The sequence below is a fragment of the Solirubrobacter pauli genome (assembly GCF_003633755.1).
Lineage (GTDB): Bacteria > Actinomycetota > Thermoleophilia > Solirubrobacterales > Solirubrobacteraceae > Solirubrobacter > Solirubrobacter pauli.
Genome location: NZ_RBIL01000002.1, coordinates 392,171 through 414,362, shown reverse-complemented (window position 1 = coordinate 414,362; position 22,192 = coordinate 392,171). Strand labels below are relative to the sequence as shown.

Annotated in this window: 22 protein-coding genes, 1 pseudogene and 1 riboswitch; of the genes and pseudogenes, 5 read left to right on the top strand and 18 right to left on the bottom strand. The window is 72.2% G+C overall.

The features are described from left to right. Positions 1-23: 23 nt before the first annotated feature. The 7 genes from C8N24_RS21855 to C8N24_RS21825 form a co-directional block, all read right to left on the bottom strand. On the bottom strand, positions 24-530 hold the full coding sequence (locus tag C8N24_RS21855; RefSeq protein ID WP_121254107.1) for a hypothetical protein: 507 nt from the start codon (positions 528-530) through the stop codon (positions 24-26). 71 nt (positions 531-601) lie between these two features. Then, positions 602-1,369 (bottom strand): hypothetical protein, encoded by a 768-nt coding sequence (locus C8N24_RS21850; protein WP_121254105.1) that lies wholly within the window; start codon positions 1,367-1,369, stop codon positions 602-604. A 40-nt stretch (positions 1,370-1,409) separates the two neighbouring features. Beyond that, the gene (locus tag C8N24_RS21845) at positions 1,410-2,861 is read right to left on the bottom strand and encodes a hypothetical protein (protein ID WP_147447926.1); all 1,452 of its coding nucleotides are present in this window, start codon (positions 2,859-2,861) and stop codon (positions 1,410-1,412) included. Between the two features lie 193 nt (positions 2,862-3,054). Beyond that, positions 3,055-3,876 (bottom strand): VWA domain-containing protein, encoded by an 822-nt coding sequence (locus tag C8N24_RS21840; protein WP_121254101.1) that lies wholly within the window; start codon positions 3,874-3,876, stop codon positions 3,055-3,057. Positions 3,877-4,028: 152 nt separating this feature from the next. Beyond that, the gene (locus tag C8N24_RS21835; protein ID WP_211340100.1) at positions 4,029-4,886 is read right to left on the bottom strand and encodes an AAA family ATPase; all 858 of its coding nucleotides are present in this window, start codon (positions 4,884-4,886) and stop codon (positions 4,029-4,031) included. Between the two features lie 61 nt (positions 4,887-4,947). After that, positions 4,948-6,060 carry an NDMA-dependent alcohol dehydrogenase gene (locus C8N24_RS21830; RefSeq protein WP_121254097.1) on the bottom strand — a complete coding sequence of 371 codons (1,113 nt, stop codon included), beginning with the start codon at positions 6,058-6,060 and terminating at the stop codon, positions 4,948-4,950. A 58-nt stretch (positions 6,061-6,118) separates the two neighbouring features. After that, complete coding sequence (locus C8N24_RS21825; RefSeq protein ID WP_121254095.1) at positions 6,119-7,201, bottom strand: glycoside hydrolase family protein; 1,083 nt, start codon at positions 7,199-7,201, stop codon at positions 6,119-6,121. A 40-nt stretch (positions 7,202-7,241) separates the two neighbouring features. On the opposite strand from C8N24_RS21825, the gene C8N24_RS21820 reads away from it, so the two are divergent. Both C8N24_RS21820 and C8N24_RS21815 read left to right on the top strand, forming a co-directional pair. Further along, positions 7,242-8,210 (top strand): zinc-binding dehydrogenase, encoded by a 969-nt coding sequence (locus tag C8N24_RS21820; RefSeq protein ID WP_121254093.1) that lies wholly within the window; start codon positions 7,242-7,244, stop codon positions 8,208-8,210. A 196-nt stretch (positions 8,211-8,406) separates the two neighbouring features. Further along, the gene (locus C8N24_RS21815) at positions 8,407-9,123 is read left to right on the top strand and encodes an endonuclease/exonuclease/phosphatase family protein (RefSeq protein ID WP_121254091.1); all 717 of its coding nucleotides are present in this window, start codon (positions 8,407-8,409) and stop codon (positions 9,121-9,123) included. Here C8N24_RS21815 and C8N24_RS21810 read toward each other — a convergent pair. From C8N24_RS21810 to C8N24_RS21780, 7 genes and pseudogenes are all read right to left on the bottom strand, one after another. Then, entirely contained in the window at positions 9,096-9,425 is a 330-nt protein-coding gene (locus C8N24_RS21810; RefSeq protein ID WP_121254088.1) for a translation initiation factor, read from the bottom strand. The genes C8N24_RS21815 and C8N24_RS21810 overlap by 28 nt on opposite strands. A 5-nt stretch (positions 9,426-9,430) precedes the next feature. Next, a complete protein-coding gene (locus C8N24_RS21805) occupies positions 9,431-10,870 on the bottom strand; it encodes a PAS domain-containing protein (RefSeq protein WP_121254086.1) in 1,440 nt (479 codons plus the stop codon). A 41-nt stretch (positions 10,871-10,911) separates the two neighbouring features. Continuing rightward, the gene (locus tag C8N24_RS21800; RefSeq protein ID WP_121254084.1) at positions 10,912-11,442 is read right to left on the bottom strand and encodes a CAP domain-containing protein; all 531 of its coding nucleotides are present in this window, start codon (positions 11,440-11,442) and stop codon (positions 10,912-10,914) included. A gap of 51 nt (positions 11,443-11,493) precedes the next feature. After that, positions 11,494-11,577, bottom strand: a riboswitch (cyclic di-GMP riboswitch). 131 nt (positions 11,578-11,708) lie between these two features. Then, a complete protein-coding gene (locus C8N24_RS21795; RefSeq protein ID WP_121254082.1) occupies positions 11,709-12,359 on the bottom strand; it encodes a response regulator in 651 nt (216 codons plus the stop codon). Beyond that, positions 12,356-13,306, bottom strand: a complete 951-nt coding sequence (locus C8N24_RS21790) for a sensor histidine kinase (protein WP_121254081.1) — start codon at positions 13,304-13,306, stop codon at positions 12,356-12,358. The genes C8N24_RS21795 and C8N24_RS21790 overlap by 4 nt, the downstream gene beginning before the upstream one ends. Positions 13,307-13,346: 40 nt before the next feature. Continuing rightward, positions 13,347-14,244: pseudogene (locus C8N24_RS35600) on the bottom strand (Gfo/Idh/MocA family protein). Positions 14,245-14,273: 29 nt separating this feature from the next. Continuing rightward, positions 14,274-14,888: a C40 family peptidase gene (locus tag C8N24_RS21780; protein ID WP_121254078.1), complete on the bottom strand. Its 615-nt coding sequence runs from the start codon at positions 14,886-14,888 to the stop codon at positions 14,274-14,276. A gap of 24 nt (positions 14,889-14,912) precedes the next feature. Between C8N24_RS21780 and C8N24_RS21775 the strand changes: the two genes are divergently transcribed. Together C8N24_RS21775 and C8N24_RS21770 are read left to right on the top strand one after the other, a co-directional pair. After that, a complete protein-coding gene (locus C8N24_RS21775) occupies positions 14,913-15,104 on the top strand; it encodes a hypothetical protein (RefSeq protein WP_121254076.1) in 192 nt (63 codons plus the stop codon). Between the two features lie 58 nt (positions 15,105-15,162). Next, a complete protein-coding gene (locus C8N24_RS21770; protein ID WP_147447925.1) occupies positions 15,163-16,008 on the top strand; it encodes a hypothetical protein in 846 nt (281 codons plus the stop codon). Here C8N24_RS21770 and C8N24_RS21765 read toward each other — a convergent pair. Further along, positions 15,974-16,840: an SDR family NAD(P)-dependent oxidoreductase gene (locus C8N24_RS21765; protein ID WP_121254072.1), complete on the bottom strand. Its 867-nt coding sequence runs from the start codon at positions 16,838-16,840 to the stop codon at positions 15,974-15,976. The genes C8N24_RS21770 and C8N24_RS21765 overlap by 35 nt on opposite strands. Before the next feature lie 66 nt (positions 16,841-16,906). Here C8N24_RS21765 and C8N24_RS21760 point away from each other — a divergent pair, with 66 nt between their 5' ends. After that, positions 16,907-17,494, top strand: a complete 588-nt coding sequence (locus tag C8N24_RS21760; RefSeq protein WP_121254070.1) for a TetR family transcriptional regulator — start codon at positions 16,907-16,909, stop codon at positions 17,492-17,494. Here C8N24_RS21760 and C8N24_RS21755 read toward each other — a convergent pair. From C8N24_RS21755 to C8N24_RS34745, 3 genes are all read right to left on the bottom strand, one after another. Beyond that, positions 17,491-20,400 (bottom strand): zinc dependent phospholipase C family protein, encoded by a 2,910-nt coding sequence (locus C8N24_RS21755; RefSeq protein WP_147447924.1) that lies wholly within the window; start codon positions 20,398-20,400, stop codon positions 17,491-17,493. The two genes, C8N24_RS21760 and C8N24_RS21755, sit on opposite strands and share 4 nt — an antisense overlap. A 126-nt stretch (positions 20,401-20,526) precedes the next feature. Further along, positions 20,527-21,084: a polysaccharide deacetylase family protein gene (locus C8N24_RS21750; protein WP_245972032.1), complete on the bottom strand. Its 558-nt coding sequence runs from the start codon at positions 21,082-21,084 to the stop codon at positions 20,527-20,529. A 47-nt stretch (positions 21,085-21,131) separates the two neighbouring features. Further along, positions 21,132-22,157, bottom strand: coding sequence for a VOC family protein (locus tag C8N24_RS34745; protein WP_121254066.1), 1,026 nt, complete (start codon positions 22,155-22,157; stop codon positions 21,132-21,134). Between the last annotated feature and the right edge of the window lie 35 nt (positions 22,158-22,192).

Sequence of the window (22,192 nt, the reverse complement as noted above, 5' to 3'; positions counted from 1 at the left end):
GATCGTGACCGCGGATCGCGCCTCTACGGCGCTTCCGTGGAAAGCGTGACGAGCAGGACCTTGCGGTAGCTGCCCTTGACCTTCGACTTGACCTGCTGGCGGAGGTTGACCGTGGCCTTGCCGCGGTTCTGGACGTCCGTCCATTTCGTCAGCTGCGGGTCCACCGACGTGTTCAGCGGCGCGAAGGCGGACTTGCCCACACGCGCCTCCAGCGGCAGCGGCAACAGCTTCGACCCGGCCGCGAGCCGGCCCATCTTGCTGCCGGTCGCGATGTCACCGTCGGCCAGCGACAGCTGCGTGCTGCCGTCGGTCGTCGTGACCGCGACGTCGAACGACGTCGAGTACGTCTTCGCCGACGTGAACGTCGCGAAACTCGACTTCGGCTGGCTGATGATGAGCTCGAGGAAGCTGGGGACGCTGCCGCCGATGGTCGTGCCACCGTCGACCGGCGGCGTCTGCGCCGAGGCCAGCGGTGCGGCGACCGCGACGGCGCCGACCGCGCCCGCGGCGATGAACGTGCGCAGCTTCATTTCGTGCCCTCTGAGAACTCGCTTCATGACCACCTGCAGACAGAACACGGGAGAACGCGATTCGGAGCGCATCACTTGACCGTGAACTTCTTCGTGAGGGAGAGCGCGGTCTTGCCCTTCTGCTTGAGCGTGACCTTCGCGGTGGCGCTGCCCTTCTGCAGCTTGGTCCCGAGCGGGATGTTGACCGTCTTGCCCGGCAGGATCTTGACCGGCGCGATGGTCAGGTTGCGCGTGCCGCGCGAGTCCTTGACCGAGACCGTGCCGCTGACGGCGTCCAACGTGTTGCCGGTGCTCTTGACCGGCAGGAGCGCGGTGCCCTTGCCCGGCTTGATCTTGCCCGCGCTGATGCCGGTCTTCGGCGTCGCGGGAGCGAGCCGGAACGGGGCCACCACGCGGTAGCCGAGCACGAGGCCCTTGCGCGTCTTGACGTCCGCCGGCAGGCCGACGACCTCGACCGCGCCGTAGAGCCCGTTCGCGGGCGCCGACACGACGTTGACGGGAACGTCCTTCTCGGCGCCGGCGGCGAGCGTGAAGGACGCCTCGCCGATGCTGACGCCACCGAGCGTGGAGCGGCGGTTGGGCGCGACCTTGCCGGCCGCGTCCTGGGTCCACTGCCGCGGCGTGACGGTGACCGTCAGGGGCGCCGCCGAGCGGTTGGCGATCTTCATCGTGCCGAGCGGCCCGGTCGTGCCCGCCTTGACCTCGATCGTGCCGGGGATGACCGCGAGGCCACCCTCCGCCTGCGCGGCCGCCCCGCCGGCCGTCGCCTTGTTGCCGTACGCCGCGGCGCCGGCGCCCAGCGCCAGAACCGCGGCGCCCAGCGCCGTAACTCGCTTCATTGCCACTTCCTCCCGCGCGCTGAGTCGAGCCCAGGCGCCTCTACTTCTTCTTCTTGGTCACGCGGACCTTGATCTTGACCTCGGACTTCTGGCCGTCCGCGTTCGTGTAGCGGAAGATCACGGTCCGGGAGCTCACGAACTTGAGCTTGAGGTTCACGCCGCCCTTGTCACGGATGGCCGTGTTCGGCTTGCGGACGGTCTTCTTGCCGACCTTGTTCAGGATCGAGACCTTCGTGCGCTTGGGAGCCGAGCGGCGCTTGCCGTCGATCACGCACGTGAGGCGACCGGTGAACTTGTAGGCCTTCTTGTACTGCAGGACCGGCGTGCCCTTGCTGACGCGGACCGGCTTGGAGCTCAGGACGACCGACAGGCGCGGCGTGCGGCACTGGTTGCGCTGCGCGCCCTGGACGCCGCCGCTCGGCGGCTTCGGCGCGCCGGGCGTCTCGGGCAGCGAGAGCGGGTCTGTGCCGATGCTCAGCGTGCGCGTGCTGATCGGCTTGGAGATGACGGAGACCTCGAACAGGTCGTTGTCGAGCGCCGTGGTGCGGTTGCCGGCGGCGTCGAAGAAGACGACGCTGCGACCGTAGGTGCCGCCCGTGCCCGGGATGAGGTCGCGCCACTTCTTCGCGAAGGCCTTGCCGGCGGCGTCGCCGCACTTGGTGCGGTCCAGCGGGCGGTCGTTCGTCGCGTCGCCCGGCGAGAGGTCCGTGCAGTCGAACTCGACGATGTCGCTGGTCGGCGCGGACAGGCCCGGCCCGAAGATCGAGACGACCGCGTGGTCGATGCCGGTGCCCGAGTCCTTGCCGGACAGGATCATCGGCACCTCGTCGACGTAGTAGAGCTCGTTGCCGGCGGCGTCGCGCAGCACCTCGCCCTTCTCGTTGAGCAGCTTGTCGCGAGTCGTGACCACCGGGTTGTTGCGGTTGACGCCGAGCGCGAACGGGGCGTCGTTGTCCTCGACGAGGAAGGCGACGCGCTGCACGTCGAGCGAGCCGGTGCAGGGCGTAGCCGTGCAGCTCAGCTTGAGGGTCAGCTCCCCGGCGCCGCTGACGGCGAACTCCGGCGCGGCGTTCGAGAAGTCGGTGTCGGGAAGCGTGTCGGCCGGGAAGGTCGTCGGCGGCGTCGTCGCCGTGTTCGGCTTCGGGCCGTACGTGGCGGTGTACGTGGCGGCACCGGCGGTCCCGAGGCCGTTGGCCTTGCGGACGATGCGCACGCGCTTGACGTTGAGGCCGTCCGGGACCGAGATCTTGACCCAGGCAGAGCCGCCCGCGCCGGTCGCGGTGAGGGTCCGGGCCGCATCGGTGCCCGCTGTGTCGCAGCTGCCGCCCGCGGCGGCGGTACCGGAGCTGTCGCCGACGAGGACGCCGCCGGAGCTGAGGCTCTGACCGTTGGGGCCGTGGCAGGCCCACATCCACACCTCGCCCGCAGAAGCGCTGGCGGCGGAGATGGCCAGGATCGCGGTTGCGACGACTCCCGCTATCGAAACTCGCATTATCCGACCTGCTGAGGGCATCTCTGCCACTCTCCCTCCTGCAAGAACTGCATGGACCCGTTGTTGACCGAGCGGAGCATCGTAGGACGCGCCTCTCCCCGTTGAGGCGCGATACACCCCGAGTGCGGCGAAGGTATCCCGGCCGCGCCGGTGGCGTCAAGCCACCATTCGTCCAGATGCCTCCACGCTTGCTTCAGGAGAGCAGCGTAAGCAGTCCGGCCCGCAATTGGACGTAATTCGTCGCAGAGCGGTAACAACCACGCGCGCGTAAGGCGAGCGCACGGCCGAATTGCACGGATTCCGGGTCATCGCTGCTGCCCAGGACGTCGACCCGGTCGAGGCCGGCGAGCGCCCTCAGCGGGTCCCCGCCGGCCGTCGGACGGCAGTCGGACAGGACGATGACCCGCCGCTGCAGCCCATGCCCCCGGTTGAGCCGGGTTGAGGCTGTCCGAAGGGCCAGGGCGAGGTCGGTCCGTCCCTTCCCGCGCAGAGACAGCAGGTCGTCCACGAGCGCGGCCACGGGGCGCGCTTCCCCCTGGTTCTGCAGGACGAGCGCGTCCTTGGCGAACGCCACGACGCTGATCGAGGCGCGCTCGGCGCGGGCCAGCACCACCGCGGCCGCCGCCATGGCCGCGAGCCCGACCGCGTGCCCCTCCATCGAGCCGCTGTGGTCGACGAGCAGACACAGTCCGAGCGGCGGCGCCGTCCACCGGCGAGAGACGAGATCGTCGGCGTGGCGCGGCTTTCCGCCGGAAACCTCAAAGCTCAGGTCGAGGTCGAGGTCGCCCTCCCCCGCCCCCCGGTGGGGCGTGAGCCTCCGGTAGCCACGCGTGCCGGTCGCCCCGAACCGGCCGGCCCGCACGAACACGCGGGCGGCCAGTCGCCGTGCCTGCGTGCGCAGCTCCGGATCGGTCGCGCACGCGAGGTCCGCGAGCAGGGCGAGGGCGGCGTCCGGGTCCGTGCGCATCAAGTCGTGGACCGCGGCCTCGTCGAGCCGGCCGACGTGGGGCGACACGTCGGCGAGCTGCGCGTGCCGGCGCTGGAGCTGCGAGCGGCCAAGGGTCCGCCGCCCGCGCTCGCGGACGACGGCCCGCGCTTCCGCCCCGGCGACGCTCCGTCCGGCCGCGCCGGGCGGCGGCCCCGCGCCGGCGGCCGGCCGCGCGCGTGTCAGGTCCGCGTCGGCGGCCGCGCCGCCGGCGCTTTTCCCGGCGTCGGCCCGCCCTCATCCTCGGGTCGAGGCTGCAGGCGCGCGAGCAGCTCGAGCACGATCGCCTCCGGCGTGCGGTCGCTGCCCTCGTCCAGCCGCAGCCGGCCGGAGAGCGCGGCGATGGCGGCGTCGGCGAAGGTGGCGTCGCCGGGCGCCGGCTCGGCCTCGCCGCGCACCGCGGCCAGGCCGATCGCCAGCCGGACGAGGTCGATCGCGCCGCGCACCGAGGCGCCCATGCGCACCTCCGGGTGCTCGCGCGTGAGCCGTGTCAACTCGACCGCCGCGGCGGGCAACGCGCCGTCCGCCCCGCTCACCGCGGTGACGATCCGCCGCTCCCCCACGGCGTCCTGGTAGCCGATCGCGATCCGGCACATGCGATCGGCGATCGCCTGGCTCACGCGCGCCGTGCCGACCGCGTCGAAGGGGTTCATCGCCGCGATCAGGCGGAAGCCGGGACCGGCCGGGATGCGACCGAGCCGCGGCACGTGGATCTCACCTTCGGCCAGCGCGCCGACGAGCACGTTCAGCGTCTCCTCGGGCACGCGGTTGAGCTCCTCGATGTACAGCAGGCGGCCTTCGCGCAGGGCGATGGCGAGCGGCCCGTCGACGAAGATCTCCGGCGTGTAGCCGGTCTGGAGCACCAACGCGGGATCGTGATGGCCGACGAGCCGCGCGGGCGTCAGCTCCGCGTTGCCTTCCACGAACTCGACGCCCAGCCCCGCGGCCTGCGCGACCGCGCGCAGCAGCGTCGACTTGCCCGTGCCGGGCGGCCCCTCGAGCACGACGTGCAACCCGGCCACGAGCGACGCGGCGAGCACCTCGGCCTCGCGGCGCAGGCCGACGATCTGCTCATCGACCCGCGCCAGCAGCGTGGTCGCGTCAGGACGCGTGGACGACCACGCCCCGGATGTTCTTGCCGTCGAGCATGTCCTGGAAGCCCTGCCCGATGTCCTCGAGCGCGTACCGGTTCGTGATCAGCTCGTCGAGCTTGAGCTTGCCGGCCTGGTAGAGGCCGATCAGGTTGCGGATGTCGTGCATCGGGTTGCCCGAGCCGAACAGCGTGCCCTTGACGGTCTTCTCGTAGAGCGTCATCACGGCGCCCGACAGCTGGACGGTGACCTTGTTCGGGTCGGCGAGCCCCGTGATCACGGCCGTGCCGCCCTTGCGGATCGCGTTGACGGCGTCGGCGACGACCTGCTCGTCGACGATGTCGACGGTGATGATCGCCTTGTCGGCGCCGACCCCGCGCGTGAGCTCCTGGGCGAGCTCGTGGGCCTCCTCGGCGGTCGTCGCGGTGTGCGTCGCGCCCAGGTCCTCGGCCGCCTCGCGCTTGTTGGCGAGCGGGTCGACGGCGATCACGTTGGCCGCCCCGGCGTGCGCCGCACCCTGGACGGCGTTGGCCCCGATCCCGCCGATGCCGTAGATAACCACGGTCTCGCCGGGCGTGACGTCGGCGGCGTAGACGGACGAGCACCAGCCCGTCGGGACGCCGCAGCCGACCAGCACGACCGTCTCCAGCGGCAGGTCCTTGTCGACCGAGACGCAGCTCGTCTCGGAGATCACCGAGTACTGGCTGAACGAGCCCAGCATGCACATCGCGCCGATGTCGGTGCCGTTGTCGTGGAAGCGGAACGTGCCGTCGGGCAGGCAGCCGTCGAGGATCGTGGCGCCGTAGTCGCAGATGTTCGAGTGCCCCGTCGCACACCAGCGGCAATGCCCGCAGACCGGGAGGAACGACGTCACGACGTGGTCGCCCTCTTTGACGCGGCTCACGCCGGGGCCGCACTTCTCGATCACGCCGGCGCCCTCGTGGCCGCCGACGATCGGGAAGCGGGGGACGATGTCGCCGTGGCGCAGGTGCTCGTCCGAGTGGCACAGGCCCGCGGAGACGTGCCGGATCAGCACCTCGTTGGCCTTGGGCTCGTCGAGCTCGATCTCGGCGATCTCCCAGTCCAAGCCGGTGTCGCGCAACATCGCTGCCTTGGTCTTCACGAGGCTCTCCTCCCTCGTCGACGCTTGGGGCCGCGACTCTACTCCTCAGGCGAAAGCCTCAGCGCGCAATGGACGCCGCGGCGCTCACGAGCCCTGCGTACGCACCCATCGGGCGGCCGTGGTGGTCGATGATCGCCGTGTGCCAGAGATGGTCGGCAGGACCGTCGACGAGCTGGTACTGGAGCACCTGCTTGACGCGCCGGTTCGCGCGCAGCATCGAGTAGGACTTGCGCAGCCACGCGGCCCGGGCGCTCTGGGAGATGGCGCGGTTGCCGGCGCTGAGGTAGCCGAACTCCGTCAGGTAGAGGTCGAGGCCCTTGCCCTTGGGCGTGCTCAAGCCCTTGACCTTCGCGACCTGGTCGAGGGTCTTCGTGAGCCGCCCGAGCTGGCTGACCGGAGCGTCGTCGGGGCCGCCCGTGCGCTTGTCCGGCGCGACCGTGAACTGGTACGGGTGGTGCGCCAGGCCGTCGGCCTTGAGCTTGGCGTTCTTGGGCGCCGCCTCGCGGATGAACTTCAGCGGGGCGATGGTGCGGCCGTCGCGCGTCGGCGCGAGCTCGCCGAACAGCACCTTCGACCCCGGGTCGACGGTCTTGATCGCCCCGTACGCCGCCTTGTACAGGCGGCGGTACTGCTGCGGCGCGGTCCGGCTCGGAGCCAGCCAGGCGCTCAGGTTCGGCTCGTTCCAGACCGAGTAGCGGTCCACGCGGCCCTTGAAGTGCGCGGCCACGGTGCGTGCGAACGCCGCGAACTTCACGGGGTCCGGCCGGTTGGCGCCGACCTTGCCGTCCTTCGTGGCCCACGCCGGGGCGGGACCCGTAAGGGTCAGCTGGAGCTTGATGCCTTTGGCCGCGGCCGCGGCCTGCAGGGCGTCGACCTTCGTGAAGTCGTATTGGGCGCCGCCGACCGGCGGGGTCCGGTGGTCCGCCCCGCTCACCAGCGTCCGCGCCCAGAGGAGGTTCACGCGGATGCGCTTGGTGTGCAGCGCGGCGGCGTGCTCGAGCGCGCGCTCGCGCGGCATGTAGGCCTGCTCGACGAAGACCGCGTCGTCCTGGAGCGCGAACTCCATCCGGGGCGCGGCCTGCGCGGTGGCGGGGAGCAGCAGCGAGGCGAGGGCAATGGGGAGGGCGTACTTCCGGATCATCTACGACGCTTGTCGGCATTCCGGCGCGTACGCTCAAGCGGTGCTCGCCGTGTTCGCGAAGTCCTTCGACGCCTACGACCCGCTGGCCGGGCTGGTCGTGGACGAGGTCGACGAGCCGTCCGGCCCGTCCGACGGCTGGACGCGCGTGGAGGTCCGAGCCGCGTCGCTCAACCACCACGACCTGTGGTCGCTGCGCGGCGTCGGCCTGCGCGCGGAGGCGCTGCCGATGATCCTCGGCTGCGACGCCGCCGGCGTCGACGAGGACGGCAACGAGGTCGTCGTGCACGCGGTCGTCTCCGACCCGGCATGGCGCGGCGACGAGACGCTGGACCCGCGGCGCTCGATCCTGTCCGAGGTGCACCCCGGCACGTTCGCCGAGACCGTCTGGGTGCCCCGGCGGAACCTGGTGCCCAAGCCCGCCGAGCTGTCGTTCGCCGAGGCCGCGTGCCTGCCGACCGCATGGTTGACGGCGTACCGGATGCTGTTCACCCGCGCGCGGCTGCAGCCCGGCGCGACCGTCCTGGTCCAGGGCGCGGGCGGCGGCGTGGCGACCGCGCTGATCGTGCTCGCCCGGGCGGCGGGCGCGCGCGTGTGGGCGACGTCGCGATCCGAGGACAAGCGCGAGCGGGCGCGGGCGCTCGGAGCCGACGCGGTCTTCGAGCCGGGCGCGCGCCTGCCCGAGCGCGTCGACGTCGTCGCGGAGACGGTCGGCGCCGCGACCTGGGAGCACTCGCTGAAGGCGCTCAAGCCGGGCGGGACGCTCGTCATCTCGGGCGCGACCAGCGGGCAGGACCCCGCGGCGGGCCTGAACCGGATCTTCTTCCTGCAGCTGTCGGTGATCGGCTCGACGATGGGCACGCGCGACGAGCTCGAGCGGCTCGTGCGCCTCTGCGTGGAGCGCGACGTGCGGCCCGTGATCGAGTCCGAGCGACCGCTCGAGCAGGCCCGCGACGCGTTCGCGGCGCTCGCCGCGGGCGACGTGTTCGGCAAGCTCGTGCTGACGCGCTGAGTCGCGGGCCGGCGACGTGTCCTTTCCCAGGGTGCGCACGCCGCCGGACCGACGGAAGGGCGCGACTGGTCAATGTCACGCCGTGTTCATCTTGTCAACACTCACGCAGTGGTTGCAAGCGAGCTGGCGCGGATGCGCCTGATCACGTGGAACGTGGCGAGGCCGCGTCGGCCGGCAGCCGGAGCAGGCCGAGGCCGTGGCCGCCGTCGGCGCGGACGTCGTCTGCCTGCAGGAGGTGACGGCGCGGACCGCGCCGCTGTGGCGGGAGTCGCTGCACGCGGCGGGGTGGCCGTTCGTCGAGACGGCGGTGGCCGCGCTCCCGCCCAAGCCGACCAAGCGCCGGCTCGCGGTGCTGACCGCGGCGCGCACCCCGCTGGAGCGGCTGCCCGCGCCACCGGTCCCCTGGGGCGAGCGCGTGCTGTGCTGCGTGGCCGACGGGATCGAGGTGGTCAACCTCCACTCCCCCATCGCGCCCTCGCCGGAGCTGGCGAAGATCCGCACGCACGAGGCGGTCGCGGCGTACCTGCGCGAGCCGTCCGCGCGGCCGCGGGTGCTGTGCGGCGACCTCAACACGCCACGCCGCGAGCTCGAGGACGGGACGCTGCTCACGTTCGCGCACGACTCGGCCGGACGGCTGCGCCCCGAGCGCGGCGAGCGCTGGGACCGCGCCGAGCGCGCGCTCGTGCGCGACCTCGGCTGGACGGACACCTGGCGCACGCTGCACGGCTACGGCACCCGTGACGCGAGCTGGACGTTCGCCGGCGACAAAGGCGGCTGGCGGCTGGACCACGTGCTCCTGGACGGGCTGACGCCCGTCGCGTCGAGCTACGCGCACGACTGGCGGCGCGCCGGCCTCAGCGACCACTCGGCGCTGGTGGTCGACGTTCAGCCGCCGGCGGCGACCACGTCGTAGCCCTCGGCGCGCAGGACCTCCATCACCACGTCACGATGGTCGCCCTGCAGTTCGATCACGCCGTCCTTGACCGACCCGCCGACGCCGCAGCGCTTCTTGAGCTTGCCCGCGAGCGCCTTCAGCTCCGGGTCGCGCAGCGGCAGGTCGTACACGGTCGTCACGCCCTTGCCGCGGCGCCCGGCGACCTCGCGCTTGACCTTCACGCGCCCGCCGGCGTTCTGCCGCGCCCGGACGGCGTCCGCGGGCGGCGCCTTGCGCTGGTCACCACCGGAGCTCGAATACACCACTCGCCGATCGGCCATCACCCTCAACCTCCCCCGTTCACCGGAAGCACCGCCCGGACCACCGTCCCTGCACCGGCGGGCGAGTCGACGCTGAGGGTGCCGTCCAGCGCGCCCACGCGGTCGGCGAGGCCGCTCAGCCCCGAGCCCGCGCCCGTCGACGCGCCGCCGATGCCATCGTCGCGCACCTCGACCACCAGCGCGTCCGCCGACCGGTTCAGGCTCACGACGGCGTGCGTGGCCTCCGCGTACTTGGCGACGTTGGTCAACGCCTCGGCGACCGTGAAGTAGGCCGTCGCCTCGACCGCCGGCGGCAGGCGCTCGTCGAGCGCGTCGACGACCTCGACCGGCACCACGCACCGCGCCGCGACCGCGCCGACGGCCGCGGTCAGCCCGCGCTCGGTCAGCACCGCCGGATGGATGCCGCGGGCGAGCTCGCGCAACTCGGCGGACGCGTCCTGCAGGTCCTTGCCGAGCTTCTCGAAGAACGGGACGATGTCGGTCGGGTCCTTGGCGAAGCGCCGCTTGGCCACCTGGACGTCGAGCACGAGGCTGACCATGCGCTGCTGCGCGCCGTCGTGCAGGTCACGCTCGATCTTGCGGCGCGCCTTGTCGGCCGCCTCGATGATGCGGGCGCGCGAGGCCCGCAGCTCCGCGCTGCGCGCCGCCTCCACCTCGCTGCGCAGCGCGGCCTCCTCGGCACCCTTGCGCTCGGTGATGTCGAACATCGCGCCGTCGAGCCACAGCCGCCCGCCCGGGCCGGCGACGAGCTGCCCGCGGTCCAGCACCCAGCGCACCTCGCCGTCGGCGCGGACGATCCGGTACTCGAGCTCGAACGGCTCGTCGGGCTGCGAGTGCGAGATCGCGTCGACGACCGCGTCGAGGTCCCCGGGATGGATCAGCGTGAGGATCGTCCGCTTGGTCGAGGACAGGAAGTTGTGCGGCGGGTAGCCGGAGATCCGCTCGATCTCGTCGGTGATCATCTCCAGCTGGTGGTTGTCGTGCCAGGCGGAGCGGTAGATCGCGCCGGGGACGTTCTCCATCAGCGTGCGCAGCAGGCGGTCGTTGGAGCGCTCCTGCGCCGCGCGCAGCCCGGCCCGGGTGCGGGCGATCAGCTCCGCGCGCGTGAACGGCCGGTGCAGGTAGTCGTCGGCGCCGGCGTTGAGCACCGAGTCGGCCATCCGGCCCTTGGCCGCGACGGTGATGGCCAGCATCCACGCGTCGCCGAGGCGCGGGTCGTCGCGCAGCACGCGGCACACCTCGGGCGCGTCCTTCCCGGACGAGTCGCGGTCGACGATCACCAGGTCGACGGGCTCGGCCTCGAGCGCCGCCCCGGCCGCCGAGACACGCCGAACCGCCCGCGGGAGATGCCCCGCGGCCCTCAACCAGGACTGGATCTCGGGCTCCGCCGCACCAACGACGAGCACCCCGGCCTGGCGCCGACGGACAGGTTCACCACGCGCCACACCCCCAATCCTAAAGGGGGATGGTCACCCCGGTTCGAAACTCAGCCCCCGAAGTCGGTGGCGTAGGTGCCGCCCGCGCCGCCTTCCGGGGTCGCGGCGGCGATGCCGATGCCGATGAAGCGGAAGTCGCGGGCGAGGATGTTCGCGCGGTGGCCGGCGCTGTTCATCCAGCTGCGGACGATCGCGCGCGGGGTGGCGAGCGAGCCGCCGCCCCAGGCGATGTTCTCGCCCATCGTGTACGAGCGGCGCGACTTGGTCCAGCCGGTGCGCTTGATGCGGGTCGCGAACGTGGCACCGCTCTTGGACTCGTGCGCGAAGTAGCGCTTGGCGACCATGTCCTCGGCGTGGGCGCGGGCGGCGCGGCCGAGCTTGCCGTCGAGGCGCAGCGGGCGCAGGCCGTGGGCGCGGCGCTGCTCGTTCAGGAGGCAGAGCGTGGCGTGCGCCTCCTGCGTGGTGGCCGACGGGACGGAGTCGGCGCCGGCGCAGGCCGCGGCCTCGGCGGCGACCGGGGCGGCGACGCAGGCGGACACGGCGATGACGGACGAAGCGACGAGCTGACGGATGCGGCGCATGGCTGAAGCTCCCCTCGGGAACGGGCATGGAATTGCGGCTCCCATGACCCGTTCGGCAGCCCGGCGTGCTCCTGTGGAGGCAGGAGCCCCGTGGCTTTGCGACCTCGCCTCGCGGCGAGTGTGCCTTTGTCGTGGGAGTTGCTTCTAGAGAGGAAGAAGGACTTCCGCTCTTGACCTAGCAGTTCCTTCGGCCGGGGTGCCCCACCGCTTGAGGTCTGCGCACCGACAAACCGCTTTGCGGTCCCCCGTACGGGGGAAGCCGGGCGCTACGGCTCGACGAGCCCGTGGCGGATCGCCCAGCGCGTGAGCTCCACGCGGTCGCGCATGCCCAGCTTGGCGAGGATGTTCTCGCGGTGGCGCTCGACCGTCCGCGGGCTGATCACCAGCAGTCGCGCGATCTGCTCGTTGGTGTGCGCCTCGGCCACGAGCTTGACCACCTGCAGCTCCCGGTCGGTCAGCGGATGCTCCGTCGCCTCGCCCGGGTCGTCCAGGTACGCGCGCATGATCGACCGCACGGCGGGTGGCGACAGGAACGGCTCGCCGCGCATCGCGGCGCGGCAGGCGTCCACCAGCTCGCGGTCGGCGACCGTCTTGAGCACGTAGCCGGACGCGCCCGCCTTCAGCGCCTGGAAGCAGTAGTCCTCGGTGTCGTGCATCGAGAGCATCAGGATCCGCAGCTCGGGGCGGCGCTTGGCGAGCTCCCGCGCCGCCTGCAGCCCGGTCCGCAGCGGCATCGCCACGTCCAGGATCGCCAGGTCGACGTCGGACCGCAGCGCCAGCTCGGTCGCCTCGATCCCGTCCGACGCCTCGGCCACGACCCGCAGGTCCGGCGCCGCGTCGAGCACCTTGCGGATGCCCGTGCGGATCAGCGGATGGTCGTCCGCGATGATCACGTTGGTCGTGAGCGGTGTGCTCATGTCGTCGGCACCTCCAGCCGCACCTGCGTGCCGCCTGTGGGCCCGCGTCCGATGTCCAGTCTTCCGCCCACGAGCATCGCCCGCTCGCGCATCCCGCCGACGCCGCCGAAGTCGTGCAGCGCCTCTTCGGCCACGCCGCGGCCGTCGTCGGTCACCGACAGCACGACGTGCCCGTTGTTCGCCGTCAGCGACAGCGCCACGCCCGTCGCGTCCGCGTGACGCACGACGTTGGTCAACGACTCCTGCGCCGTCCGGTAGATCGCGAGGTCGTGCTCGGGCGCGAGCGTCGGCAGGTCGTCGGCCAGCTCGTGCCGCACCCGCAGCCCGCTGCGCTCCGCGAACCCGGCCGCGAGCGTCGTGAGCGCGCTCCGCAGCCCGAACTCGTCCAGCGCCGCCGGCCGCAGCCCGCGCGCGATGTCGCGCGTCTTCTCGACCGCGCCGCGCGAGGCCTCCTGCACCTGCTCGACCGACGGCTGCAGCGGCTCCGGCGCCTCGCGCACGAGGCCGTCCAGCAGCAGCACGATGCCGGTCAACGTCTGGCCGAGCTCGTCGTGGAGCTCACGCGCCAGGCGGCGGCGCTCCCGCTCCTGCGCGTCGAGCGCGCGCCGGCCGCTCGTCTGGCGCTCGTGCTCGACCCGGTCGAGCATGTCGTTGAACGCGTCCTGCAGCTCGGTCACCTCGGCCACCGAGCGCTGCACCTCGATCCGGCGCCCCGGGCGCAGCGGGTCCACGCGGCGCATCAGCGCGGTCAGCTCGCTCAGCGGCGCGAACACGAGCCGCAGCGCGACGAGGTTGACGCCAAGCAGCGCCAGCACGCCCACCGCGAGGATCGCGATCTCGGCGAGCGTCGTGTGCGTGCTGACCTTGACCGGCGAGAGGACGAGCGCGAAGAAGGCGACGGCCAGCACCGCCGCGTTGATCAGAGCGACACGCCAGAGCAACGACACGCGTTCAGCGTCGCAGGTCGGCCGCCGTTCCCCATGGGTATCACCACGCAACCCGCGTCGCACGCCCCTCGGTGAGCGAGCGGACCCCGGCCTCGCACACCGCCGCGGCGGCCAAGCCGTCCTCGGCGCTGGCGCCGACGGGGGCGTCGAGATCCGCCAGCCACGCGACGAGCTCCTGACGGTACGCGGCCTCGAAGCGCGCCTCGAACCCGCTGCTGATCGCGATCGGCAGCGCGAGCGTCCCGTCCTCCCCCACCACCTCGCAGCGGATGTCGTAGCCGTACCCGGCGGTGACGAACGCCTCGACGTCGACGAGCACGCCGGACGCGGTGGTCAGGAGGATCAGCTGCGGGTCATGCAGACCCTCGCGCACGGGACGTGGCCCGCGGCGTGCGGACGTCGACGGAGACGATCTCCTCGCCGAGCAGCCAGCGCGTGATGTCCACCTCGTGGACGGCGCTGTCGGTGATGATCATCGGGCTGTCGAAGAACGGGTGCACGGACGGGTTGCGGTGCGCGCAGTGCACGAGCAGCGGACGGCCGATCGCGCCCGCGTCCAGCTGCGCCTTGAGCTCGACGTAGGCCGGGTCGTGGCGGCGCATGAAGCCGACGGTGACGAGGCGGCGGCCGGTCGCGCGCTCGGCTTCGACGATCCGCCGGGCCGCGGCGGCGGTCGCGGTCAGCGGCTTCTCGCACAGGACGGGCACGCCCGCCTCGATGCACGCCAGCACGAGCGCCTCGTGCGTCGGCACCGGGCTCGCGATCACGACCGCGTCGATGCCGGGCCCGAGAATGAGGTCGAAGCCGTCGTGGTAGGCCGAGACGGCGTGCGCGGCGCCCGCCAGCTCGTCGGCCGCGAAGACGTCGGTGTCGCACACCGCGGTCACGCGCGCCCCCGGCACCGAGTCGGCGAGCAGGCGCGCGTGGATCGAGCCCATGAGGCCCGCGCCGATGATGCCGACCCCGATCACGCGGGCCGGACCGTGATCTCCTCACCGAGCGAGAACGGCTCGACGAGGACGATCTCGTCGCCGCTCCAGAACTTGCCGGGGTCGTACCAGCTCATCGGGCGCTTGTCGGGCAGCAGGCCCATGTGCTGCATGGTCACGGCGACGAGCTCGGCGCAGTAGATCGTCTCGCGGCTCGCGTCGCGCCGCCGCACGCGGCCGGTCACCCACGAGCGGGCGAGGCCGGGCGTCGTCGGGAACGGCTTGCCGTTGTACTTGTCGATCGTCTCGATCAGCCGGTCCTCGTGCGCGCGCGTGATCTCGCCGCCCTCGAGCCGCCGTACCCACGCGCGCTGGCCGTACTTGTCGTCCCAGGTGCGGACCGCGTCCGCGAGCTTGTGCAGCTGCACCCCGCGGTGGCGCTCGCCGGTCCAGGCGTCCGGCAGCGACTTGCCGAGCTCCGCGTGCCACAGCAGCGGCGGCATGTCGTCGAGCGCGACCGCCATCCCGACGTGGTTGACGGGCGAGTTGGTGACGGTCTGGATCGCGCGGTCCGCGAACGAGCGGCCGCGGAACAACCAGATGTCGCCCGTCTGCGTGGTCGCGACGGCGTCGTCGAAGGCGAGCTCGGACACGGGCCAGAGAGTAGGGTTCGCGACATGAAGGCGCGTTGGAAGTGGCTCGGGCTCGCAGGCGCCGCCGGCGTCGCGGCCACCGGCGCGGTGTGGTCGCGCAACCGCCGCCCGCAGTCCGACTACTCGCCGGAGGAGCTGCGGGCGCGCCTGCGCGAGCGGCTCGAGCAGGTCGAGGCGGGCGACGAGCACGCCGCGCCCGTCGTGCCCAAGGACTAGCCCGGTTCCACCCTGGGTGGACCTGCCGGGCGAGCGCCCGGGGCCTACGGTCGGCCGCATGCTGCTCGCCTCGCCGCCCGCGTCCGTCGCCGCCATCACGCCCGTCGCGGCGTTCCGCGGAACGGTCGCCTACAGCCGCTACGAGCGCGGCGCCTACGCGTTGATCCTGCGGCGCGACGGTCACGAGATCCGTGCCCGGACGGCCCCGCGGGCGGTGCCGTTCGACGTCGACCTCGGCCCGGACGGGCGCGGCGTGACCGTGGCGGTCTACTCGCGCTGCGCGACGGAGCCGGCCTACGCGGGCACGGGCGCCGTCACCTACCCGGGCGGTGGCTCCGCGCAGGGCTGCCGCGCCGTCCTCTACGACCCGGCCACCGCTCGGGAGCGTGTGCTGACCGACGGCTACCTGCCCGCGATCTGGCACACGACGCTCGTCTACGCCCGCCCCGACGGCCTCTTCGCGCGCGTGGACGGCAGGACGCGCCGGGTCGAAGACGGCGGCGGGCGCGCCGTCGAGCGCAGCGGCGTCGACGTGTACGGCACCCACGTCGCCGTCGCGCGTGAGCTGGACCTGCGCACGGAGCTCGTCCTCACCGGCGTCGGCGCACGCCCGCGCGTGCTCGACGCGCGCGACAACGGCATCTCCACGCGCTTCATGCGCTTCCCGGGCTTCAGCGCCGGGCGGCTGCGCTGGGCGGACACGTGCGCGGGCGACCCCGCCGGCTGCCGGCGCCGCCTGCACCGGTACCGCCTGCGCGACCGCACCCGCGCGTCCACCCGCAGCCCCAGCGCCTACCTGACCGGCTACGCGGTCGACGGCGCGCGCACCTACCTGGTGCGCGCGCGGGAGGACGCGTGGGGCGACGCGCTCACGGACGGCTGCCCGTGCCGCGTGACGCGGTGAGCTCGCGCGCGCGCTCGATGCCGGCGGGGTCGGCGTCGTCGTGGTCGGTCGACAACGTCAGGGGCTTCCACCGGTCGTCGGACGCGATCCGGGCCTCGTCGACCGAGCGGGCCAGCGCGAACGCGTCGCTGCCGAGCAGCAGCTGCAGCGGCGGCTCCTCCGCGTCCGCGACCGTGAGGATCGCCTGCGCCGCCTTGACGGGATCGCCGAGCGCGACCGCGCTCTCGCGGTAGCGCATCATCGCGCCGACGCTGGCGTCGTAGGCCGGGTTGAACTCCTGCACGGTCATCGACGACCCGGCCCAATCCGTGCGGAAGCCGCCCGGCTCGACGACGGTCACCTTGATGCCGAGCGGGTTGACCTCCTTGGCCAGCACGCCGCTGAACCCCTCGACCGCCCACTTGGCGGTCTGGTACGGGCCGAGCCCGGGAGCGCTGCTGCGCCCGCCGACGGACGAGATCTGGATGATGTGGCCCGCGCCCTGCTCGCGCAGGACCGGCAGCGCCGCGCGCGTGACGTTGACGACGCCCCACAGGTTGGTCTCCAGCTGCGCGCGGAAGTCCTCCTCGGCGAAGTCCTCGATCGAGCTGACGTTCGCGTAGCCGGCGTTGTTGACGACGACGTCGAGCCGGCCGAAGCGCTCGACCGCGGCCGCGACGGCGGCGCGCGCCTGCTCGGCGTCGGTCACGTCGAGGGCGACGGGGTACGCGCCCTCGAGGTCGACGGGCCGGCGCGCGGTGGCGACCACGTTGTGGCCGGCGGCCACGGCGGCCTCGGCGAGCGCGCGCCCGAGGCCGCGGGAGGAGCCGGTGATGAGCCAGGTCTGCGGCATGTCTGCCTCCTATATAAGAACGGTGTTCTCCTAACTATAGAACGCCGTTCTCTAAAGTGACGGGCCGTGAGCTACCAGCGCGCCCGACGGCCCGAGCACAAGGAGGAGCGCCGCGAGGCGATCCTGGCCGCGGCCCGCGCGCTCGCCGAGGAGCGGCGGGTGCGCGAGGTGTCCCTGGGCGACATCGCCCGCGCGGTCGACCTGGCGAAGTCCAACCTGCTGCGCTACTTCGAGTCGCGCGAGGCGATCTACCTGGCGCTGCTCGCGCGTGAGTGGGCGGCGTGGACCGAGGCCGTCGACATCGGCGACGATCCGGCCGCGGCGCTCGCGTCCTCGCTCGCCGAGCGGCCGTTCTTCTGCGACCTGCTGGGCGAGCAGGCCGCGGTGCTCGAGCACAACGTCAGCGCCGAGGCCGTCCGCGCGTTCCGCGCCGAGTCGATCGCGCACGTCCGCACGCTGGCCGCGCGGCTCGACGTGCCCGAGGCGTTCGAGGTCGTCGCCGCGGCGCTGCTGCTCGCAGCGAGCCTGTACCCGCTCACCAGCCCCGCCCCACACGTCGCCGAGGCGTACGCGGGGACGGAGCTGCTGCAGCCGGACTTCGAAGGCCGGCTCTACGGGTTCCTGACGGCGTTGCTCAAGGGCTATCGCGCCTAGAGCAGGTCCTGCGCGAACGCGATCAGGCGGTTCGCGGTGGCGACGTCGATCGACTTCCCGCGCTGCGCCTCGACGTGGTTGACGAACGCCCCGAACGGCGCGTGCGCGAGCTGCGACGTGAGCGACTTGCACGTGCCCGGCTTGGTGATCAGGCCTTCGTCACACGAGCGCGCGATGTTGCTGAGCAGGCTCTCGCGCGTGGCGTGCAGCTCGAAGTGCCGTGTCGCCTCCCCCGCGTTGCCGAGCTCGTCGGCCGCGGTCACGTCGACCGTGTGCGTGCCGGGCGCCAGCAGGAACATGTCCAGCACCTGCCCGTGGGTGGCGGCGGCGCCGTCGAACCGCGCCTTCACCGTCGCCGCGTCCACGCCCGAGGCCGCGTCGGTGACGGTGTACTCGATCGCGCTGAAGTCGTCCGAGTCGAACGTCACGCCCTCGGGCGCGGGCTTGGTGATGGTGATCTGCGGCGGCGTCGTGTCCAGCACGACCGTGCGGGTCACGGGCGCGTCGGTCGGCAGCTCGTCGGCCGGGTCGAACGTGTGGCACGGGTCGGCCGTGCGCAGCTGCACGTGGTAGGTGCCGTCACCGGCGCTCGCCGGGATCGAGAACGTCGCGCCCGCGGCGATGTCCTTCCACGCGCCGGGAATGCTGCCGGCCTTGTAGTAGCGGTACTGGACGGCCACGCGCGCGTCGGTGAACACCGCGTCGACGGCTTTGGCCGTGAACTGGTGGTTCGCGGCGACGTAGGTCGTGCCACCGCTGCTGTAGGTCGTGCCGGCGAGCAGGATCGAGCCGGCGGGCGCGTCCGGGTCGCTCGGGTCGGCGCTCGGCGCGTCGCCCAGGGCCGGGAACTGCGCGGCGCCGTTCTCCCAGTCGCGGTACAGCGTGGTGAACGTCGGCCGCAGCAGGCAGGACTCCCACAGCGGGAACGTGTCGTTGCCGGCGTCGTGCTCGGCCGGGCGCGGCTGGGCGCCGTCGCTCGGGCAGTCCGGGGCGCCCTGCTCGCAGAAGCGCGGGCGGCCGTCGGAGCGCCACGAGTGGTCGGAGTCGATCGAGCGCAGCCACGGCAGGGAGCCGGACAGCTGCGTGGTCATCAGGTTGGCGGCCGCCGGGTAGGTCGCGACACCGCCCTTGACGTCGCCGCGGGCCTTGAGGATGTCGCCGAGCGCGGCGTTGAGGCCGGTGCCGTCGAGCAGCAGCAGCTTGGCCGTCTGGACCGCGTTGCGGTAGGCGGCGAACTGCTCGGCATCGAACGTCACGTCGTCCTTGAGCCCCGTGCTGGGCACGGTGCCGACGCCCGGCAGCGTGACCTCCTGCGCCTCGTGGTGGTCGGCCGGGAGGTCCATCAGCGCGTCGAGCTTCTCGTGCGTGCCCGGCGTGAACAGGTCCACCTGCTGCGTGCCGACGATCGGCAGGTCGAGCGCGACCGACTGGACCCCGATCCAGTGCGTGGGCGACGTGACGAACGACTTGAGCTGGTCGATGTCGATCCGCAGCTCTTCCTCGATCGCCTCCTGGATCTGGTCCTTCGCGTACTCCTTGATCTCGGCGATCGGGGCCTGCAGCGGGTTCAGCGCCGGGCCGAGGACGTCGGAGATCGTGTCCGAGACGACGCCGAAGAGCTCGTTGAGGTCGCCGACGAAGTCCGGCGCGCCGAGCATCGAAATCAGGTGGTCGTTGATGTAGTCCTCGGCCTCGTAGCCGATGACGTCCAGCGGCCCGACGCCGTCCTCGCAGCTCGAGCGCAGCAGCGAGTACTCGTCGTCGGGCTCGTTGCGGCAGATGTGGTCCTGCGCCGCGCGGTGGCTGCGCGGGTCGAACAGGGACTTCGTGACCGCGAGCCCGAGGTCGCTCCAGTTCTCCAGGCCGTCCTCGACGTCCTCGATCCAGTGCTCGAGGTAGGTCTCGACGAGGTTGTCGATCGTCAGGTCGGAGGCGAGGTCGCCCGGGTCCAGGCCGAGGCAGAAGTGATCAGCCTCGCAGCGGTTGTACTCGACCGTCGTGGTCTTGGGGCCGCGCACGGTGTCGACCGTCAGCGTCTTGGTGCGCTCGTGGCAATCCGGGTCGGCCAGCAGGCAGTCCTCGTACTCGGAGTCCCACTCGTAGCGCGCCTCGGCGAGCTGGAGCTGGGCCTGCATGTCGCGGAAGAAGTCGATCAGCTTGCCGCGGCTGGTGCCGACCGGCAGCGGATTGGCCGGGTTGACGAAGGTCTCGTAGATGAAGCGCTTGGGGGCGGCGAACGGGATGTGCGGCGTCGAGTCGTCGGACACCTGCGGGTTGCCGTCCTCGTTGGTCTCGCCCTGGACCGGGCCACGGTCCTGGTTGCCGTCGAAGCCCGCGGTCGCGTCGCCGACGTAGCCCTCGACGATGATGTGGCGGATGGCGATCTCGGCCTTGTCGACGTCGGCGAGCTCGCCGACGGACGGGAAGACACCGCCGGCGACGTCGTTGACGAGCGTATGCGCCCACATGTCGCCCGCCGCGTGCGTCAGGTACCCGTAGGCGAACGCGAGGATCTGCCCCCGCTCGGCCGCGCCGTAGGACGGGTCGTCCTGCGCGTCGTAGGCCCGCTTGAGGATGTGCGTGAGCCACTTGCCGGTCTGCTCAGGGTGGATGACCGACTGGCCCATCACGAGATCCGGGAAGCCGTCCGGACCGACGACGCCGGCGTTGAAGTACGCGGGGTTCGCCTTCAGCGCCGCGACCACCTCGGGCTTGACGTCGTACGCGCGGCCCTCGATCGTGACCTTGCCGTCGGCGGTGACGTCCTCATAGGCACGCAGCCCGGTCTGGATGTGCGTGTAGGGCTTGAAGGCGGACGCCGAGGAGGCGAGCGCGAGCACGGCGAAGACGGCCACCGCGCACGCGGCAGCCAGCGGCCTGAGGCGACCGCCGAGGGGGACGTTCAAATGAGACTCCTTGGGGAGGAAGCTGAGCCGGGCGAGTATCCGGCAGCTACGCCGCGTCGGAGCTACGGTTCACCACACCAACACGGGTGGTCAACCTGTGAGGTGGTCTCGCGCGGTTGACAGGCGTCAGCGCAGATACCGGTCGACTGGACGCCGGACCGCTCCGCGCTTGATCGGCACGCAGGCCGGCGGGTACGCCTGGACGATCTCGGCGTCGACGCGCTGGAGGAGCTCGTCGAGGCGGTCGGCGCACGCGCCGGCCACGTCGTGGAGCACGAGCAGCGTCCAGTCCTGCTGCTGGATCTGCGCCAGCGCGGTGTCGACCCAGCCGTCGGGGTCCTTCCAGTCGCCCGGGACGGCGTTCCAGAGCACGCACGTGAAGCGGCCCGCGATCAGCGCCTGGACCGCGGCCGTGCTCAGCAGGCCCGGGGCGAGATCGCCGCCCGCGCCGGACGGGCGGAACAGGCGGTCGGGATGCGCGAGCGCCCCGAGCTCGGCCTGGGCCGCCTGGATCTCGCGCACCTCCGTCCCGCTCTCGCCGAGCGGGCGCGGGTGGGTGAGCGTGTGGTTGCCGATCCAGTGGCCTTCGGCGTGGGCACGCTCGGCCAGCGCGCGGTGCTGCTTGAGCGCCTCGCCGACGACGAAGAACGAGGCCTTCAGGCCGCGCGCGGCCAGCACGTCCAGGACCCGGGGCGTCGCCTCCGGGTCCGGGCCGTTGTCGAAGGTGAGACTTAGTTTGCGGACGCCGCCGGCTCCTGCGCGGGCGGGACGCCGTTGCCCGACGGCGCGATGTCCGCCTTGGGCGGTGCCGCCGAGGCCTTCGTCTTGTTGCGCGGACGCGGGTTGACGATCAGCGTCAGCTCGGATTCGAGCTTGGCGCGAAGTGGCTCCACTCGCGGTGAGAGGCAGAGTCGGTCGCCGAGGTCCTCGAGCTTCTCGTCGAGTTGAAATCCAGGCCCCGACGTGCAGATCTCCATCCGCCCTCCGGGAGACATCGAGTAGCAGCTGTCGAAGAAGTAGTGGTCGAAGATCTTCGTCCACGGGCGCACGCCCTCGTTGGCCTCGTCGCGGGCGCGCTCGGTCTCGGGGCCGTCGCCGGCGTCGTAGGCGACGTGGTGCCAGACGCCGACCTTGCCGTCACCCGACGGGCGACCGGGCGGCGGCGAGAAGTACCAGCGGCCGGAGCGCTCGGCGTCGAGCACGAGCCGGTAGCCGTCGTCGCGGAACCCGAGGTGCTGGGCGAACGGGAGCTGCTCCTCCTTGGTGGTGAAGGAGCGCGCGCCCTCGATGCCGAGGATGCGGTGCTCGGCGGGGATGTCGTCCGCCTCGGCGACCAGCGGCGCGTCGGTGGTGTCGGACACCATCAGCTCGACCTCGTGGCCCTCGGGGTCCCAGAACACCAGCGACTGGGGCTGCGTCGGGTCCAGCCGCAGCATCTCGCTGTGGTGCTGGTTGGCGATCAGGCGGTCCATCCAGTACTCGAGCGAGTCGTAGGACGCGACCCGCAGGACGAGCCGCTGGATGTCCCCGTCCCCCGGGACGCCGACCGGCGCCTCCTTGAACTCCAGGAACGTGACGACCGACCCCGGATTGCCCTCCTCGTCGCCGAAGTAGGTGTGGTACCGGAAGGTCGTCTCGAAGTTGAGCGTGTTCTTCACGAACCGCAGACCCATGACGCGGCACCAGAAGTCGACGTTCGTCGTGACGTCGCGGGTGATGCCGGTGAAGTGATGCGGACCCTTGAGCGGCTGCTTCATCCCATGTCTCCTCACGCGCGTGCAGGAATTTGCAC